This window comes from Sphingobium sp. B8D3A, from assembly GCF_025961995.1.
Taxonomy (GTDB): Bacteria; Pseudomonadota; Alphaproteobacteria; order Sphingomonadales; family Sphingomonadaceae; genus Sphingobium.
Genome location: NZ_JAOQOS010000001.1, coordinates 493,005 through 509,976 on the forward strand (window position 1 = coordinate 493,005; position 16,972 = coordinate 509,976).

Consider the following 16,972-nt stretch of genomic DNA (forward strand, 5'->3'; position numbering starts at 1 on the left):
TTATATAATAAGGCAATCAGGATAAAATTATGCCAGTGGACCGATTTACTGCCCAACAGGCCCAAGACAATTTACGGAAGAAGGGCGCAATTTGGCCAGATGGGAGGAAGACTCGTCTTCGCTTGGGCAAATTCACCACATGTGAGTCCCGCGCGAGTTTCAGTTTTTCGCGTGATGATCTTATCTTCACAATTGGATCTTGTTTCGCGCGTAACATCGAGCGCAAGCTGAGCTCGCTCGGTTTCCGCTTACCGACTATGGAGTTAGAGATCCCGCCCGAAGAGCGGATAAGTAGCTATCCTAACGAAATTCTAAACAAGTATACCACCGCTGCAATTGTCAATGAAATGCGGTGGATATTAGGGCTTGAAACTTTTCCAGAAAATGCTCTCATCGCGCTGGGCGACAATCTTTATTCAGATCCCCATATTCATCCTGGTCTGCCGCCAGTTAGCTTTGAGCGCGCCATTGCGCGGCGTGCGCAGATCCATGCGCTCGGATCTGTTCTGCCGAGCTGCAGAGTTATCATTCTTACTTTGGGATTGGTGGAGACGTGGTTTGATGCGGAAATGGGTCTATACCTCAATGGCGCTCCTCCCCGCGGAATCCTAGGCGAGAAACCCGATCGCTTTTCTCTTCATCGTCAGTCATACAAAGACGTCCTGGAAGACCTCGAAGAAATTCATGCGATATTAAAGGCTCATGGTCATCCTGAATTTAAAATGATATTATCTGTTTCTCCCGTACCATTCAAAGCGACCTATTCTGGCCAGGATGCTATTGCTGCAAATATGTATAGCAAGTCCGTACTTCGCGCAGCTGCCGAAGAATTCTGTCAAAATCATAGCAATGTGGATTACTTCCCTAGTTATGAAATGGTTGTTCTTAGTGATCGAGATCATGTTTTTAATGACGACAGGATTCATGTTACAGACGAAGCGGTTGGTCGGATAATGGAGTTGGCGGCGTATCGATATGTTGAGGGTTATAAATTAGAGGAAGGTGACACATCGCATTGGAAGCATCGTGACAGTCCGTTCCTTCTATATAAATCTGCGATAGCCGAGATCTCTAAGAGAAATTATGACAACGCCGTTGAGTTGTTGAAATATCTGGATGATGCAGGTTTGACGGCAAAAGCAAAAGTCGCCCCTGCGGAGTTCTATTTGGTCTACGGCACGACCTTGGCAAAAGCTGGTCACGCGGGCTTAGCCGAGCCATATCTGGCTCGCGCGGCCGCTCTTCTTCCAGATCAGGCAGATCCACAATACAAACTTGGATTGATCACTGCGCGCTTAAGGCGGCGTGAGGCGATTTCCCACCTTGAGCGGGCTGTCCTGCTTAATCCTGAATCGACAGAGTTTCTTCACCGCCTTGGCGTGCAATATGAACGTGAGCGCCAGCCTGATCTTGCGATCGCAACGTTTCATAAAGTCTTGGCGATTGATCCGGCTCATGAAGGTGCGCAGATCGCACTGCTGCGGGTTAGAGCTTCATAGCAGCAAACCAACCCGGTCATGCAAGTGGGGCATTAGGATTGAGTCACATGCCTCGTGCTTTGCGCCGCGTTAACGAGCATCCCAAAATTTGGCTCTGACTCGTCGATAAGTAGGAAAGTGCGTCAGTGAAAGACCGAGAGTTCACTGTCAGCTTTTAAAAGCCGTACCGAAGACTCTGTACAAAATGGCATTTCGCGACCGTAGGTGGTGAGATAGACCGTCAGACCTTGGCGTATCGGCGCAGATGGCAAAATCTCGCAGGCGGCCCTCGATAGGATCTCGACACGAATGCTCCAGAATATGCCTGCGCGCGCTCAACATCTGGCCTCTGCCGATCTGGCCTTCCTGGCTGGCGGGGGCGAGTGCGCTGCGTTGATCAGGGACAGGGACTGGAGCGCCACGCCACTCGGTCCGATCGAAGACTGGGCGCCCTGCCTCAAATGCGCCGTTTCGCTGCTGCTTCGCTCGCAGGTGCCGATCGTGATGTTGTGGGGCGAGGAAGGCGTCATGCTGTATAACGACGCCTATTCCGGCTTCGCGGGCGGGCGCCACCCCGAGCTTCTGGGTTCCAATGTTCGGGAAGGATGGGGCGAGGTCGCCGACTTCAACGACAATGTCATGAAGGTCGGGCTGGCCGGCAAGACGCTCCATTATCGCGATCAGGAATTGACGCTGCACCGCCACGGCCGGCCCGAGCAGGTATGGATGGACCTCGATTATTCGCCGGTGCTCGATGAGCAGGGCCAACCGGCGGGCGTCATCTGCATTCTCGCCGAAACGACCGAACGCGTCGCGGCTGAGCGCAAGACCGCATTCCTGATGTCGCTGTCCGACGCGTTGCGTCCTCTGACCACGCCCGCCGACATCATCGCCCTGACAGCGGAGCGCCTTGGCGCGTATCTTTCGGCCAGCCGGGTGTTCTACGCGGAAATCACGAACGGCCGAATGACGGTCGAGCGCGATCATCATCGCGGTGTCGGGTCGATTGTTGGCGAACATTCGCTCGAAGCCTTCGGCCCGGATCTGCTGAACGCCTATCGCGTCGGCACGCCCGTGGTGGTGCGCGATGTGCAGGCCGACGCGCGCCTGAGCGCCGAGGCAAAGGCCGGCCTTGGCGCGCGCGAGGTCGGCGCCTTCGTGGACGTGGTGCTGTTCGAGGAGAAGCAGTGGGTGGGCCTGCTCGCGGTCCAGAATGCCACGCCGCGCGTGTGGACGGCGGAGGAGGAAACGCTCGTTCAGGAGGTGGGCGAACGCGTCAAGGTTGCCGTGGAACGCGCGCGCTCGGAGCGGGACCGTCTGTGGACCTTGTCGCAGGACATGCTGGCCCGCGCCGATTTCACCGGCATGATGTCGGCCGTGAGCCCCGCCTGGAAGCAGGTGCTCGGCTGGACCGAAGCCGAGCTGCTCACCCGCGGTTACGCGACCTTCATGCATCCCGAAGACATGCCGCCCACGCTGGAAGCCATTGAGCGCATGGCCCAAACCGGGGAGCCGACGCGGTTCGAGAACCGCATTGCGACGCGCGATGGGGGATGGAAGCATATCGAGTGGACGGTCGCGCCCGAGCCCGATGGCGTGAACTTCGTCGCGGTCGGCCGTGACCTCAGCGAAACCAAGGCTCGCAATGCGGAACTCGAAGCGGCGCGAGAGGCGCTGCGGCAGAGCCAGAAGATGGAAGCCATCGGCCAGCTGACCGGCGGTGTCGCGCATGATTTCAACAATCTGCTGATGGCCATCACGAGCAGCCTCTCGCTGCTCGGCAAGCGGATCCCCGATGACCCCATGTCGAAGCGACTCCTCGACAATGCCCAACAGGGCGCCGAGCGCGGCGCAGCCCTGACCCAGCGCATGCTGGCTTTTGCGCGGCGGCAGGACCTCTCGCCCGAACCGGTCAACGTCTCCTCGCTGCTCGACGGGCTCAAGGAACTGGCGCAGCGGACGCTGGGGCCGCTCTGGCCGCTCGAATTTCATGGCGTTGCGGACGGCCCGTTCATCGTCGCCGATCCCAACCAGATCGAGATGGCGCTGCTCAACCTGCTGGTGAATGCGCGCGATGCCTCACCCGATGGCGGCGCGATCAGGATCGAGACGGATACCAGGCGGATTGCGCCGGGCGAATCGGCCGAACTGGCGCCGGGCAGCTATGTGCGCATTCTTGTCATAGACCAGGGCACGGGGATGGATGCCGAGACGCTGGCGCGGGCGACCGAGCCATTCTTCACCACCAAGGGCGTCGGCAAGGGGACGGGCCTTGGCCTGTCGATGATCCACGGCCTTGTGCGCCAACTCGGGGGCACCTTCACCCTGACGAGCGCGCCCGGCATCGGGACGACGGCGGCCCTCTGGTTCCCCGTCTCCAGCGACGACGCCAACCGGCCGGCACGGGAGGCGGAGCCGGCGCTGTCTGCGGACAGCAAGGTTCGCCCGCTCAAAATTCTCGCCGTGGACGATGATCCGCTCATCCTGATGAACACGGCGGCGTTTCTGGAAGATCTCGGCCATCAGGTGTGGGAGGCCGATTGCGCGGCCGATGCTCTCAAGATCTTGCGGGACAATCCGGGCATCGACCTGCTCGTCACCGATCAGGCCATGCCGAACATGACCGGCGTGCAGCTTGCCATGCAGCTGACGGCGGAGGACATTCGCCTGCCGATCATCCTCGCCACGGGCTATGGCGAGGTGCCGACGGATAGCGGCCTCAACGTCCTCAAGCTGGGCAAACCGTTCTCGCAGGGTGAGCTGAAGGCGGCCATCGCCCGCGCCATGGCGGAAGTCCGGGAGGCTCTGTAAGCGCCGGGATCAGCGCTCAGGATGAATGCGGCTGCGCCCGGTCGATCGGGCCGCTGTCGAGCAAGGGGGCCGCGTCGATATGTTCGGCGTCCATCAACATGGCGAGACGCTCGGTTGCGGCGAGGACCATCGCCTGTTCCCAGATGGGCAGAGCTGAAAAGCGCTCGGTGAAGGTCGCCTGAAGGGGGTCGGGCGCTTCTGAAAGGGCGGTTTCTCCCGCCGCCAGAACATGCAGATGGAACTGCCGCTTGTCGCGTTCGCTGCGCTCCCGCTGAACAAAGCCCAAGGCGACAAGGCGGTCGACGATCGCCGTGATGGTGGCCTGGCTGAACTGCAGCGATTGGGCAATCGCGCTTGGCGTAGGGGAGGGGGCGGCGGCGATCTCCCGCAGCACCAGCAGTTGCGAGGGCGTGAGGCCGGTGGCCGTGGCGAGCTGGCGGCTGCCGATCTCCGTGGCGCGGAGAATCCGCCGCAAGGCGCGCAAAGTGGATGAAGCAATATCGAGGCTCATGCCGTGTCGATAGCGCAAGGCGCGCCCCACGCCAATTCGCCGGAACGACGGGAGCGGGCGGGCATATGCTTTATCAGATGAACTAAAATTTGCCTCTTCCTGTTGAAGTGCGCGAGATAAGTGCCATATATGGCGCCGAACGACGCTCTGCACAGCGTCGCGTCTCAGAAAAGATAATTCGGGAGATAAACAATCTTTGATCGACAAGCTACAGCGGCTCTTGAGCCGCCAAGGGCTTCTGCGCACTTTTTAGATCGCGAGGGGCGATCTATCTCGCTTCGAAAGCCTGCCGCCACGGACGGGCCTGCCGTCAGTGCCCTGATTGCCGCATCACCGCCGCTGGATTCGAACTCCGCCTATTGCAACCTGCTCCAGTGCACCGATTTCGCCGATAGCTGTGCCGTCGCGGAATGCGATGGCGCACTGGTGGGCTGGGTGTCTGGCTATCGCGTGCCGCAATCGCCCGAGACGTTGTTCGTCTGGCAGGTGGCCATCGCCGCCTCCATGCGGGGCCATGGCCTTGCAGGCCGGATGATCGAGGCCTTGCTGGCGCGCCCGCAGCAGCATGGCGTGACTCACGTCACGACCACGATCACGCAGGACAACCGCGCATCCTGGGCGCTGTTCGAAGGACTGGCGCGGCGGTGGAACGTCCCGATCGAGAAGACCGCGCGTTTCGAGCGCGAGTCACATTTTGCCGGAGCGCACGCCCCCGAGTGGCAGGCGCGCCTCGGCCCGCTGCCTCATCTGGCAGCCGCAACAGAAGAAGGAACGCTGACAGCATGACCGCCAACATCTTGCCCCATCCCACGGCCCGCAAACCCGACACCGCCATTTATGAGCGGCGGGAATCCGGCGTGCGCAGCTATGCGCGCTCCATGCCGCGTCAGTTCAACCGCGCGCAGGGCGTCTGGATGCACGACAATCAGGGTGGCCGCTATCTCGACTTCCTGTCGGGCTGCTCGACGCTCAACTACGGCCACAACCATCCGGTCCTCAAAAGCGCTCTGGTCGATTATGTCGCCAGCGACGGCATTACCCATGGCCTAGACCTGCACACCGATGCGAAGGCGGATTTTCTCGCCGCGCTGGAGGAGGTTATTCTGCGCCCGCGCGGGCTGGATTATCGCGCGATGTTCACCGGGCCGACCGGCACCAATGCCGTCGAGGCCGCAATCAAGCTCGCCCGCAAGATCACCGGTCGCGAGATGGTGATCGCGTTCACCAACGGCTTCCATGGCATGACGCTGGGCGCGCTGGCCTGCACCGGCAATGCCGCCAAGCGCGGCGGCGCCGGCGTGCCGCTGAGTCATGTCGCGCATGAGCCCTATGATGGCTATCATGGGCCGGACGTCGACACGGCCGAGCTGCTGGAACGCCGCCTGTCTGATCCCTCGAGCGGTCTCGATGCGCCTGCCGCCATTCTGGTGGAAACGGTGCAGGGCGAAGGCGGGCTCAATGTCGCGTCGGCGGAATGGCTCCGCAAGATCGCGGCGATTGCCAAGCGCCATGGCGCGCTGCTGATTATCGACGATATTCAGGCGGGCTGCGGCCGCACCGGCAACTTCTTCAGCTTCGAGGGCATGGGCTTCACGCCGGACATCGTGACGATGGCGAAGTCGCTCTCCGGCATGGGCCTGCCCTTTGCGCTCACTTTGTTCAGCCCCGCGCTCGATCAATGGTCGCCGGGCGAGCATAATGGCACCTTCCGGGGCAACAACCATGCCTTCGTGACCGCCACCGCCGCGCTTCGCCATTTCTGGAGCGACGACACATTCCAGCAGGACATCGCCCGTCGCGGCGCGCTGCTGGAGCGGCGGCTGGAGGCGATGGCCGCCGAACATGGCCTCTCCACCCGCGGTCGCGGCATGATGCGCGGCATCGATGTCGGATCCGGCGAGGTCGCCGAAACCATCACCGCCGCCTGCTTTGCGCAGGGGCTCATCATCGAAACCAGCGGTGCACATGACGAGATCGTGAAGGTGCTCGCGCCTCTCGTGATCGAGGACGACGTGCTGTCGGCCGGCCTCGACATTCTCGAGGAGAGCATCGGGTCCGCGCTCAGCGTCCCTTATGGCGTCGCCGCAGAGTAAGAGGAGATACGCACTATGATTGTTCGCAAGCTGCAGGACATCCGCAAGACGGACCGCAACGTGAAGTCCAAGGGCTGGGAGAGCGCACGCCTCCTCCTCAAGGATGACGATATGGGCTTTTCCTTCCACGTCACCACCATGCACGCGGGTGAGGAACTGCACATGCATTACCAGAACCATCTGGAGGCGGTGCTGGTCCTCAAGGGCAGCGGCACCATCGAGGATCTGGGCACCGGCGTGACGCACAAGCTCTCGCCCGGCGTCATGTACGCCCTCAACGACCATGACCGGCACATCGTGCGTCCGGAGACGGACATATTGTGCGCCTGCACCTTCAATCCGCCGGTGACCGGCAAGGAAGTCCATGACGAACATGGTGCCTATCCCGCCGACACCAGCGCTCCGCGCGAGCCCGCGCTCGCCGACTGAACTACCTTTCAACCATTAGAAGGGGGAGAAGCATGCAAGACCTCTACCCATCCCGCCACGATAGCGTGGCGGCCTTTTCGCCGCGCCTCGACCCCGTCGTTCACAGCGACTGGAGCGAGGACGCACCCATCAGCCGCGCACAGGCCGAGCGCTTCGACCGCGACGGCTATCTGGTGTTGGAAGACCTGTTTTCCGACGAGGAAGTCGCGTTTCTCCAGCGCCATGCCGGCAAGCTGCTGGCCGATCCCGATGCGCTGGAAGAAGAAACGGTGATCAGCGAGCCGGGCAGCCGCGAGATCCGCTCTATCTTCCGCATCCACGCGCAAAGTCCGGTGCTCGGGCGGCTGGCCGCCGATGCGCGCCTGGCCGAGGTCGCCCGCTTCCTGCTGGGCGACGAGGTGTACATCCACCAGTCCCGGCTCAATTATAAGCCCGGTTTTCGCGGCAAGGAATTCTACTGGCATAGCGATTTCGAGACCTGGCATGTGGAGGACGGGATGCCGCGCATGCGGGCGCTGTCCATGTCCGTGCTGCTGGCCGAAAACACGCCGCATAACGGCCCGCTGATGCTGATCCCCGGATCGCATCGCCAGTTCCTCACCTGCGTCGGTGAAACGCCGCAGGACCATTATCGCCAGTCGCTCAAACGCCAGGAATATGGCGTGCCGGACGAGGACAATCTCGCCGAGTTGGCCGACACGTTCGGCATCGTCGCGCCGACCGGCAAGCCCGGATCCGTGGTGATTTTCGACTGCAACATCATGCACGGATCGAACGGCAACATCACGCCCTTCCCGCGTGCCAATGCCTTTCTGGTCTACAATGCCGTCTGCAACCGACTGGTCGCGCCGTTCGGTGTCGAGACGCCGCGCCCGGCCTTCATTGCCGCGCGAGGCGAGCCGCAGGCGATCACGCCTGTGAAGGGGCCGTTGATGGAGGAGGCGCTGGCATGAGCCATAGTGTGGAAAAGATCGGCGGTACATCCATGGCCGCCACGACGACTTTGTTCGACAATGTGCTGATCGCCGGCCGCAAGGGTGCCGATCTCTACAACCGCATCTTCGTCGTCTCGGCCTATGCCGGCATGACCGACCTGCTGCTGGAGCACAAGAAGAGCGGCGAGCCGGGGGTCTATGCCCGCTTTGTCGCGGATGACGATGCCGATGGCTGGCGCCACGCCATGGACGCGGTGCGCGACGCGATGAAGACGCGCAACGCCGGGATGTTCGTGCGCGAAGAAAGCCTCGCCGAAGCGGACGCCTTTGTCGAGATGCGGATCGCCACCGTCGCCGCCTGCCTCGATGATCTGGCGCGGCTGCGCAGTCACGGCCGCTTCTGCCTCAAGGAGCAGCTGGTGACGGTGCGCGAGCTGCTCGCTGGCCTCGGCGAGGCGCACAGCGCGCATTCGACGGCGCTGCTGCTGCGCGACCGGGGCGTCAACGCCGCGTTCGTCGATCTCACCTTGTGGGACCAGCAGGACATGCGCGAACTGGATGAGCGCATCCTGCAGGCCTTCGCGTCCATCGATCTCAGCAACACGCTGCCGATCGTGACCGGCTATGCCGGATGCAGCGAGGGCATGGTGCGGCTCTATGCCCGTGGCTATTCGGAAATGACCTTCTCGCGCATCGCGGTGCTGACCGGCGCACGCGAAGCGGTCATCCATAAGGAATTCCACCTTTCGAGCGCCGACCCGCGCCTCGTCGGGACGGACAAGGCCCGCAAGATCGGTCGCACCAATTATGACGTGGCCGATCAGCTCGCCAATCTGGGCATGGAGGCCATTCACCCCGGCGCCGGGCGGGGCTTACGTCAGACGGAGATCCCGCTGCGCGTGCGCAATACTTTCGATCGGGAGGATGGCGGCACGCTCATCTGCGGCAAATATGTCTCCGATACGCCGCGCGTTGAAATCGTGACCGGCGTGCGCCAGGCGCAGGCCCTGCAGTTCTTCGAGCAGGATATGGTCGGGGTGAAGGGCTATGACGCCGCGATCCTCGAGGCGTTGACCCGCCACGGCGCGTGGATCGTCAGCAAGGCCTCCAACGCCAACACGATCACCCATTATCTCTCGACGGACGCGCCGACGGTGAAGCGCGTGATCGCGGATCTGCAGCGACGCTACCCCGATGCGGCGATCTCCGCCCAGCCGGTGGCGATCGTTTCGGTGATCGGCAGCGACATCTCGCGGGCGGGGCTGCTGGCCGATGCCTTGCGCGCGCTCGCGGATGAAGGCGTGCCGATCATCGCGATGCAACACCAGATCCGCAATGTCGACGTGCAGTTCATCGTCGCTGTCGAGGATTATGAGACAGCCGTCGGCGCTCTCCACCGCGCCTTGGTGGAAGATGACGCGGCCATGACGGAGGACCGGCGCGCGGCGTGATCCGCGCGCTGCTCCACCCCTGATGCTCGCCGCGATCCAGCCCGTCCGCAGCCTCCTGCTCGCCATCTTCATGCTGATGGCGGGCAGTGGCTTTTTGTCGACGCTGATCAGCCTGCGGCTGGAGCGAGCCGGGGCGGGCACGATCGTGATCGGCGTGGTGGCCACGGCCTATTTCGCCGGGCTGGTCGTCGGCGCGCTGCGGGCCGGGGAGATCGTTCGCCGGGTGGGGCATATCCGCGCCTTTGCGGTGTTCGTCTCGCTGCTTTCGGCGAGCACGCTTTCTTATGCCCTGATCCAGTCCGCGCCGTTCTGGGCAGGCCTGCGCCTGATCGACGGCCTGTGCGTGGCCGGGGTCTTCATCTGCCTCGAAAGCTGGCTCAACGACCGGGCGGAGATGGAGACGCGGGGCAGCATCCTCGCCGCCTATATGGTCGCGCTTTATCTCGGGCAGGCAGTGGGCCAGCTGCTGCTCGGTGCCAGTGGCACGCTGCCGGCCGCGCCGTTTCTGCTCGCGTCCATTCTCATTTCGCTGGCGATCATTCCGCTCTGTCTCACCCGCAGCAGCGCGCCGGCGCCGGTGGATGCGGAGGCCTTTACGATACGAGGACTCTACGCCGCCTCGCCGCTGGGCACGGTCGGTGCGGTGGCGACGGGCCTGATGCTTGGCGCCTTTTACGGCATGGCGGCAGTCCATGTAAGGCGGCTGGGACTGGACCTTAGCGCCACGGCCACGTTCATGATGATTGTCATCCTCGGCGGCGTGGCCCTGCAATGGCCGTTGGGCCGCCTGTCCGACCGGCTGGACCGGCGGCGCGTCATCGTCGGTTGCTTCACGGCGACGCTGGTCGTCAGCCTGATGCTCGCCATTCTGGCATCGCGCGGGCTGGACCTGCTGGTCCTCGGCGCCTTGTTCGGTGGGCTGAGCTTCGCGCTGTATCCGCTCTGCGTCGCGCACTGCAACGACCGGTTGCTGGCCGCCGAGCGCGTCGCGGCGAGCGGGCGGCTGGTGCTGCTCTACTCGGCCGGCGCTGCCGCCGGTCCGCTGGGTGCGGCACTGCTGATGAGCGCGGCGCCCACAGGCGGCCTGTTCTTCTTCATCGCCCTGTGTGCGGGCCTGACGCTCGCTTTCGGCCTCTGGCGGCAGGCATCGACCCCGCCTGTGCCGGCCCCCGACCAGCAGGATTTCCAGATCGTCCCGCGCACCACCCCCATGGCCTCGCTGCTGGACCCCAACACTGTCGACGGACACACCGAATGACCGCATCCCCCCTGCCAGCCTCCCCCGACCAGCCGGTCGAGACTGCCACGCTGCGCCGCGCGATCGCGGCCTCGGCATTGGGCAATGCCACCGAATGGTTCGATTACGGCATCTATGCCTATGGCGTGACCTATATCTCGGCTGCGCTCTTCCCGGGCGATCTGGATGATGCGGTGCTGTTCGCGCTCGCGACCTTCGCCATCTCCTTTCTGGTGCGTCCGCTCGGCGGGCTGTTCTGGGGACCGCTGGGCGACCGGCTGGGGCGCAAGTCGGTGCTCGCATTCACCATTCTGCTGATGTCGGGCGCCACGCTCGCGGTCGGGCTTATCCCGTCCTATGCCAGCATCGGCCTCTGGGCGCCCGCGCTGCTCATCCTGCTGCGGATGGTGCAGGGCTTTTCGACCGGCGGCGAATATGGCGGCGCGGCGACCTTCATGGCCGAATATGCGCCCGACAAAAGGCGCGGCTTTTACGGCAGCTTTCTCGAATTCGGCACGCTGGCCGGCTTCTCCTTCGGCGCGATCCTCATGCTCAGCTTTTCGATGCTGCTCGGGGAGGCGCAAATGTATGAATGGGGATGGCGCATTCCGTTCCTCGTGGCGGGGCCGATGGGGCTTGTCGGCATGTATCTGCGCTCGCGCATGGAGGACACGCCGGTCTTCCGCGCTCATGAGAGCGAAGAGCGGCCGTCGGTATCGCTCCGCCAGCTCATGCACAGCCACTGGCGCCCGATGCTGGTCGTGGGCGGACTGGTCGTCGCGCTCAATGTCGTCAACTATACGCTGCTCAGCTACATGCCGACCTATCTCGAGCGGCGCATCGGCCTGACCGCGCAACATGCGCTGATCGTCCCGATTGTCGGCATGCTGTTCATGATGCTGTTCCTGCCCTTCGCCGGGTCGCTCTCGGATCGGATCGGGCGCAAACCGATGTGGCGCTTCTCGCTCATCGGCCTGCTGGTCTGTGTTGTGCCGCTTTATCTGCTCATGGGCACGGGCTTCCTCGGCGCCACGATTGCATTCGTGTTGCTCGGCCTCCTCTATGTGCCCCAGCTGGCGACGATTTCGGCGACATTCCCGGCGCTGTTCCCAACCGCCGCGCGGTTCGCGGGCTTCGCCATCGCCTATAATGTCTCCACCTCCATCTTTGGTGGCACGGCGCCGGCCATCGGCAGCGGCCTGATCACACTGACCGGGAACGAGCTGATGCCGGCCTTCTATATGATGCTGGCCTGTCTGGTCGGGCTGGTTGCCTTGCGCTTCATGCCGGAAACGGCGGGCCGCTCGCTTCACGAAGATGTTTTTGCTCGCGGTGACCGCGCCGGGACGCCGACGCGCCTTTGAGCGTTCTCGAATCGAGAATGCACCGCCAAAGCTACATGGCCTTCTGATCTGGCCCTCTCGCGCGTACCGCAGATCCTATCGCGCTCAGCCCTAACGGGAATCGTGTCGAACCCAGCTCTGCTGGTTCGGGTCTTCGGTCTGGCGATGCGCAATAAGAGCTTGAGCAGGGAGAGGATCAGATGAAAGCTATCAGCGCAGCCCGTTCGCGGTTCCATTTGGGCGTTTGCATTGCGGCCATGGTATGCCCCCTCAGCGGCGCCTTGGCGCAGGTGAGCGACGATGCCGCCGAGCCGGCGACGGCCCAGATTACGAGCGCGCAGCCGGAAGGCACCGGTGCGGCCTCTTCTGCCGGCGCAGCGGCCGATCAGGACATCGTCGTCACCGGCTCACGCATTCAGGCGAGCGGCTTCACGGCGCCGACGCCGACCTCGGTCATCAGCACCGCGCAAATTCAGTCCGTAGCGCCGACGCGGGTCGATGACGCGCTCCGCCTCATCCCGGCCTTTTCGACGACGGGCAACGGCGTTGCACGGGCTTTGTCATCCGCGACGGTGGTTGCCGATCTGCGCAATGTCGGCGCGCAGCGCACGCTGGTGCTGGTCGATGGCCGCCGCCATGTCGCGACTGCGCCGGAGGGCACGGTCGACCTCGGCGTCATCCCGGCCATTCTCATTGAACGCACGGAAGTTGTCACCGGCGGTGCTTCGGCATCCTGGGGATCGGACGCCGTGTCCGGCGTGATCAACCTCATTCTCAAGTCCAAACTCCAAGGCGTCGAGGGCACGGTTCAGAGCGGCATTTCGCAATATGGCGATGCCCAGAACGTGCTGGCCGGGCTGGCGGCCGGAACCAGCTTTGGCGGCGGGCGCGGCCATATTCTGATCGGCGGCGAATATTCCAAGAATGAGGGCATCGGCCAGACGCCCTATCGCCCGCGTCCCTGGGTGAGCCGTGGCGTCGCCGGCAACTCGGCTTATGCGCAAAATGGCCTGCCTGCGACCATCTACGCGGACGACGTGCGCCGCACCGACCTGTGGGAAGGTGGCCTGATCACCAGCGGCCCGCTGCGTGGCACGACCTTCCTGCCGGGGCAGCAGACCGGCCAGTTCGGTTATGGCGAAGTCTTCGGCAACCGGATGATCGGCGGCACGAGCAACTACACCGAGATCATCAATCCCGGCGGCAACCTCCAGCAGCCGGTCGAGCGCTATTCGGCGATGGCTCGCGTCTCCTATGAGGTGGTCGACAACCTCACTCTGTTTGCGGAAGGCAGCTTCGCGCGGTCGATCACCAATGGTTATTTCGCCGAGCCGCGTCAGCAGGGCTCCGTCACCGGCAACCCCACCTGTTCGGCGACCACCATTCCCGGCGGGCAGACCGGCAATGTGCTGGTGCCGATCACCAACCCCTATCTGAGCGATGACTTCCGCACGCGTGCGCTTGCCGCCGGCGTGACCTGCTTCAACTTCGGTCGCTCTCTGCGCGAGCAGGGCCTGGGCGCCGTGCGTGGACATGTCGGCTCGCCGTCGGTCTATCGCGGCGTCGTCGGCGTGGAAGGCACGCTCGGGGACTGGTCGTTCGATGCTTATTACCAATATGGCCGCAATCACTTCGTCCAGGAGTATGTCGGCCAGATCAACATGATCAATTATCGCAAGGCGATCGACGCCGTGCGCTCCGGCAGCAACATCGTTTGCCGCGTGAATGCCGATGCCAATCCGCTCAATGACGACCCGGCGTGCGCACCGCTCAATCTCTTCGGCTTTGGATCGCCCTCGCAGGAAGCCATTGCCTACATCACCGGCACGTCGCGTTTCGACCTCATCACCAAGCAGCAAGTGGCGGCGTTCAGCGCCAATGGCGCGCTGTTTGAAGGCTGGGCCGGCCCGATCAACGCCGCGTTCGGCGCGGAGTATCGCGAAGAGTCGATCGATGCGACGGTGGACGCCATTTCGCAGGCCGGCCAGTGGCAAAGCGGCGCGCGCCAGCCGATCTCCGGCAGCTATAATGTGAAGGAAGTGTTCGGCGAACTGGCGATCCCGCTATTGAAGGATCTGCCGTTCATTCGCTCGTTCGATCTCAACCTCGCCGCGCGTTACACGGACTACAGCACATCGGGCGGCGTCACGACCTGGAAGGTCGGCGGCACGTGGGAATTGTCGAGCGAACTGCGGCTTCGCGCCACGCGGTCCCGCGATATCCGGGCCGGCAATTTTGCCGAGCTGTTCGCGCCGACGACGGTTGCGCGCCAGAATATTCGCGATCCGCGCCGGTCGACCAACTACACCGTCGAGGTCGCGTCTCTGGGCAACCCCAATCTCGATCCTGAAAAGGCCGATACGCTCACGGCGGGCATCGTCTATCAGCCCCGCTGGCTGGACGGCCTGCGTCTCTCGGTCGATTATTACGATATCGACATCAAGGGCGTGATCGGGACGATCTCGGCGAACGAGGTGCTTGAGCGCTGCTATGTTGACGGCATTTCCGACTTCTGCAGTCTCGTCACGACCTCTGGCGGTGCCCCGGCCGGCGACATCACCGGTGTGACGGTCCGCTTCGAGAATCTGGATCGTCTGAAGACCAAGGGCGTCGACTTCGAAGCCGCCTATCGCTCCTCGCTGGAGAACATCTTCGGTCAGGGCGCCGGGTCGCTCTCCATTCGCCTGCTCGGGACATATCTGGACACATTGGCCACCACGGCCGTGTCCACCGCCAGCACGGAAGAACGGGCAGGCGAATATGTGACGCCGCACTGGCGCGTGTCCGGCCTCGTCACGCATGAGCTGGGCCGCCTGACGAGCACGCTGGACCTGCGCTGGCTGCAGGGCGGCAAGATCGACAATGATTTCGTTGTCGGGACTGGCACGCTGAACAGCATCAACTTCAACGATACGAAGAACACCTTCTACACCAACGCGACGTTCACGGTCGATGTCTCGCGGGATGCCGATCGGAGCCGGGAGATGTTCATTCGCCTGAACAATATCTTCAATGTCGCGCCGCCCTTCCCGGACCAGGCATCGCCCTTGTTCGATCAGGTCGGGCGCGCATTCCGCGTCGGTCTGCGGTTCAAGATGTAAGGGCACCCGCGCTTCACCAACACTCATGGGATGGCGCCCGCAGCGCCATCCCTCCCCAGAAAGGATATGGTTCGCCGATTATGGACAGACCTAAAGTTCAGGAAGTTCGCCAGTCGGAGGATCGTTTTCTGGCCTCTGACGTGTTCGAGACGGGTGGTCGGGTGCTGCCGCGGGCCAATGGCACGGGGACCTGGGTCGAGCCTGCACGCGAGATTCCGGTGTATCACAGCTGCGACGTGCTGGTGGTCGGCGGCGGGCCTTCGGGCACGGCGGCGGCCTGGGCGGCGGCGCAGGCCGGGGCCGATGTGGTGCTGATGGAGCGCTATAATCATCTTGGCGGGCTTTCCACCGGCGGCCTCGTCATCTGGATCGACCGGATGACCGACTGGACCGGTCGCCAGGTCATCCAGGGCTTTGCCAATGATGTGCTCGGGCGCTTGCCCGCCGCTGGCCTTGCCGGACCACCGCGCGCCGACTGGGGCTCGCGCGATCCCAAGAAGGCGAGCTATTGGGGCCAGCGCACTGCGGCCTTCCACGGCACGGTCTGCTGGTCGCCCACGCTCGATCCCGAGCGGTTGAAGCTGATCAGCCAGGAGATGCTGCTGGCAGCCGGCGTGCGGCTGGTGTTCCACAGCTGGGCAGCGGTGCCGATGGTCGCCGATGGCAAGGTCGAGGGCGTGGTGTTCGAATCCAAGGCCGGGCGTCAGGCGCTGCGCGCCAAGGTGGTGGTCGACACCACTGGCGATGGCGACATCTTCGCGCGCGCCGGGGCCGAGTTCGACACCGACATCGAGGAAGGCGACGTCCACCACAGCGCCAACACCGGCTTCATGCTGGGCGGTGTGGACATGGACCGCTGGCTGGCCTTCCGCGCCAATGAGCCCGAGCAATATGCCGAGTTCGCCAAGCTCGGCCGCGAGCGGCTCGGCTTCTTCCAGCCGCCTTATGTCTCCTGGCGCAACGACATCGCGCTGTTCCTCGGCCCGCGCCAGTCCGGCCTCTCGGCGCTGGACGTGGATGACCAGACCGAGCTGGAGATCCGCTCGCACCGCTTCATGCAGACGCATTGCGAGTTCTTCCTCGAGCATGCGCCGGGCTTCGAGCAATGTTATATGCTGCAGAGCGGCTCGCAGCTTGGCGTGCGGCACACACGGCGTCTGGCCGGCATGGGCAAGATCCTGCGCAGCCAGTGGGCCGACGGCATTGCGCTGCCTGACGAGGTTGGCGTCAGCCCTTCGGTCAGCCTCAAATATCCGGTGATCTCGGTGCCCTATGGCGCGCTGGTCCCGCGCAAGCTCGATGGCTTGCTGGCGGGCGGCAAGCACATCAGCTGCGATGCCAACTCGCATGGCTTCATGCGCGAGATCCCGCAATGCTGGCTGACCGGCCAGGCCGCCGGTGCTGCAGCCGCGCTCAGCGTGAACGCCGGCGTCCAGCCCCGCGCGCTCGATGTGACCAGCCTGCAGGCAGAGTTGCGCAGGCAGGGCGTGTTCCTGCATGACCAGCCTGGTGAGACGAGCCAGACAGCGCAGGCGGCCAGCCGGCAGGCCTGAGGCTCCCATAGAGACGATGGAGAGGATCAG

Annotated in this window: 12 protein-coding genes; 11 read left to right on the forward strand and 1 reads right to left on the reverse strand. The window is 63.5% G+C overall.

The features are described 5' to 3' along the window. Positions 1–122: 122 nt before the first annotated feature. Positions 123–1,499: a GSCFA domain-containing protein gene (locus M2342_RS02455; RefSeq protein ID WP_264577893.1), complete on the forward strand. Its 1,377-nt coding sequence runs from the start codon at positions 123–125 to the stop codon at positions 1,497–1,499. 288 nt (positions 1,500–1,787) lie between these two features. Then, complete coding sequence (locus M2342_RS02460) at positions 1,788–4,289, forward strand: PAS domain S-box protein (RefSeq protein WP_264577894.1); 2,502 nt, start codon at positions 1,788–1,790, stop codon at positions 4,287–4,289. A gap of 16 nt (positions 4,290–4,305) precedes the next feature. Here the strand turns inward: M2342_RS02460 and M2342_RS02465 are convergent, their stop codons facing one another. Next, the gene (locus M2342_RS02465) at positions 4,306–4,800 is read right to left on the reverse strand and encodes a MarR family winged helix-turn-helix transcriptional regulator (protein WP_264579970.1); all 495 of its coding nucleotides are present in this window, start codon (positions 4,798–4,800) and stop codon (positions 4,306–4,308) included. 270 nt (positions 4,801–5,070) lie between these two features. Between M2342_RS02465 and ectA the strand changes: the two genes are divergently transcribed. The 9 genes from ectA to M2342_RS02510 all read left to right on the forward strand — a co-directional run bounded on the left by ectA (position 5,071) and on the right by M2342_RS02510 (position 16,942). Continuing rightward, positions 5,071–5,586, forward strand: coding sequence for a diaminobutyrate acetyltransferase (ectA, locus tag M2342_RS02470; RefSeq protein ID WP_264579971.1), 516 nt, complete (start codon positions 5,071–5,073; stop codon positions 5,584–5,586). Then, the gene (gene ectB / locus M2342_RS02475; RefSeq protein ID WP_264577895.1) at positions 5,583–6,893 is read left to right on the forward strand and encodes a diaminobutyrate--2-oxoglutarate transaminase; all 1,311 of its coding nucleotides are present in this window, start codon (positions 5,583–5,585) and stop codon (positions 6,891–6,893) included. The genes ectA and ectB overlap by 4 nt, the downstream gene beginning before the upstream one ends. A gap of 15 nt (positions 6,894–6,908) precedes the next feature. Next, positions 6,909–7,322 carry an ectoine synthase gene (locus M2342_RS02480; protein WP_264577896.1) on the forward strand — a complete coding sequence of 138 codons (414 nt, stop codon included), beginning with the start codon at positions 6,909–6,911 and terminating at the stop codon, positions 7,320–7,322. Between the two features lie 32 nt (positions 7,323–7,354). Beyond that, a complete protein-coding gene (thpD, locus tag M2342_RS02485; protein WP_264577897.1) occupies positions 7,355–8,275 on the forward strand; it encodes an ectoine hydroxylase in 921 nt (306 codons plus the stop codon). Continuing rightward, positions 8,272–9,708 (forward strand): aspartate kinase, encoded by a 1,437-nt coding sequence (locus tag M2342_RS02490; RefSeq protein ID WP_264577898.1) that lies wholly within the window; start codon positions 8,272–8,274, stop codon positions 9,706–9,708. The genes thpD and M2342_RS02490 overlap by 4 nt, the downstream gene beginning before the upstream one ends. Positions 9,709–9,730: 22 nt before the next feature. Then, on the forward strand, positions 9,731–10,966 hold the full coding sequence (locus M2342_RS02495) for an MFS transporter (protein ID WP_264577899.1): 1,236 nt from the start codon (positions 9,731–9,733) through the stop codon (positions 10,964–10,966). Beyond that, the gene (locus M2342_RS02500; RefSeq protein WP_264577900.1) at positions 10,963–12,309 is read left to right on the forward strand and encodes an MFS transporter; all 1,347 of its coding nucleotides are present in this window, start codon (positions 10,963–10,965) and stop codon (positions 12,307–12,309) included. Before M2342_RS02495 ends, M2342_RS02500 begins: the two co-directional genes overlap by 4 nt. Positions 12,310–12,545: 236 nt before the next feature. After that, positions 12,546–15,389 (forward strand): TonB-dependent receptor plug domain-containing protein, encoded by a 2,844-nt coding sequence (locus tag M2342_RS02505; protein WP_264574185.1) that lies wholly within the window; start codon positions 12,546–12,548, stop codon positions 15,387–15,389. 80 nt (positions 15,390–15,469) lie between these two features. Further along, entirely contained in the window at positions 15,470–16,942 is a 1,473-nt protein-coding gene (locus M2342_RS02510; RefSeq protein ID WP_264577901.1) for an FAD-dependent oxidoreductase, read from the forward strand. Positions 16,943–16,972 lie beyond the last annotated feature (30 nt).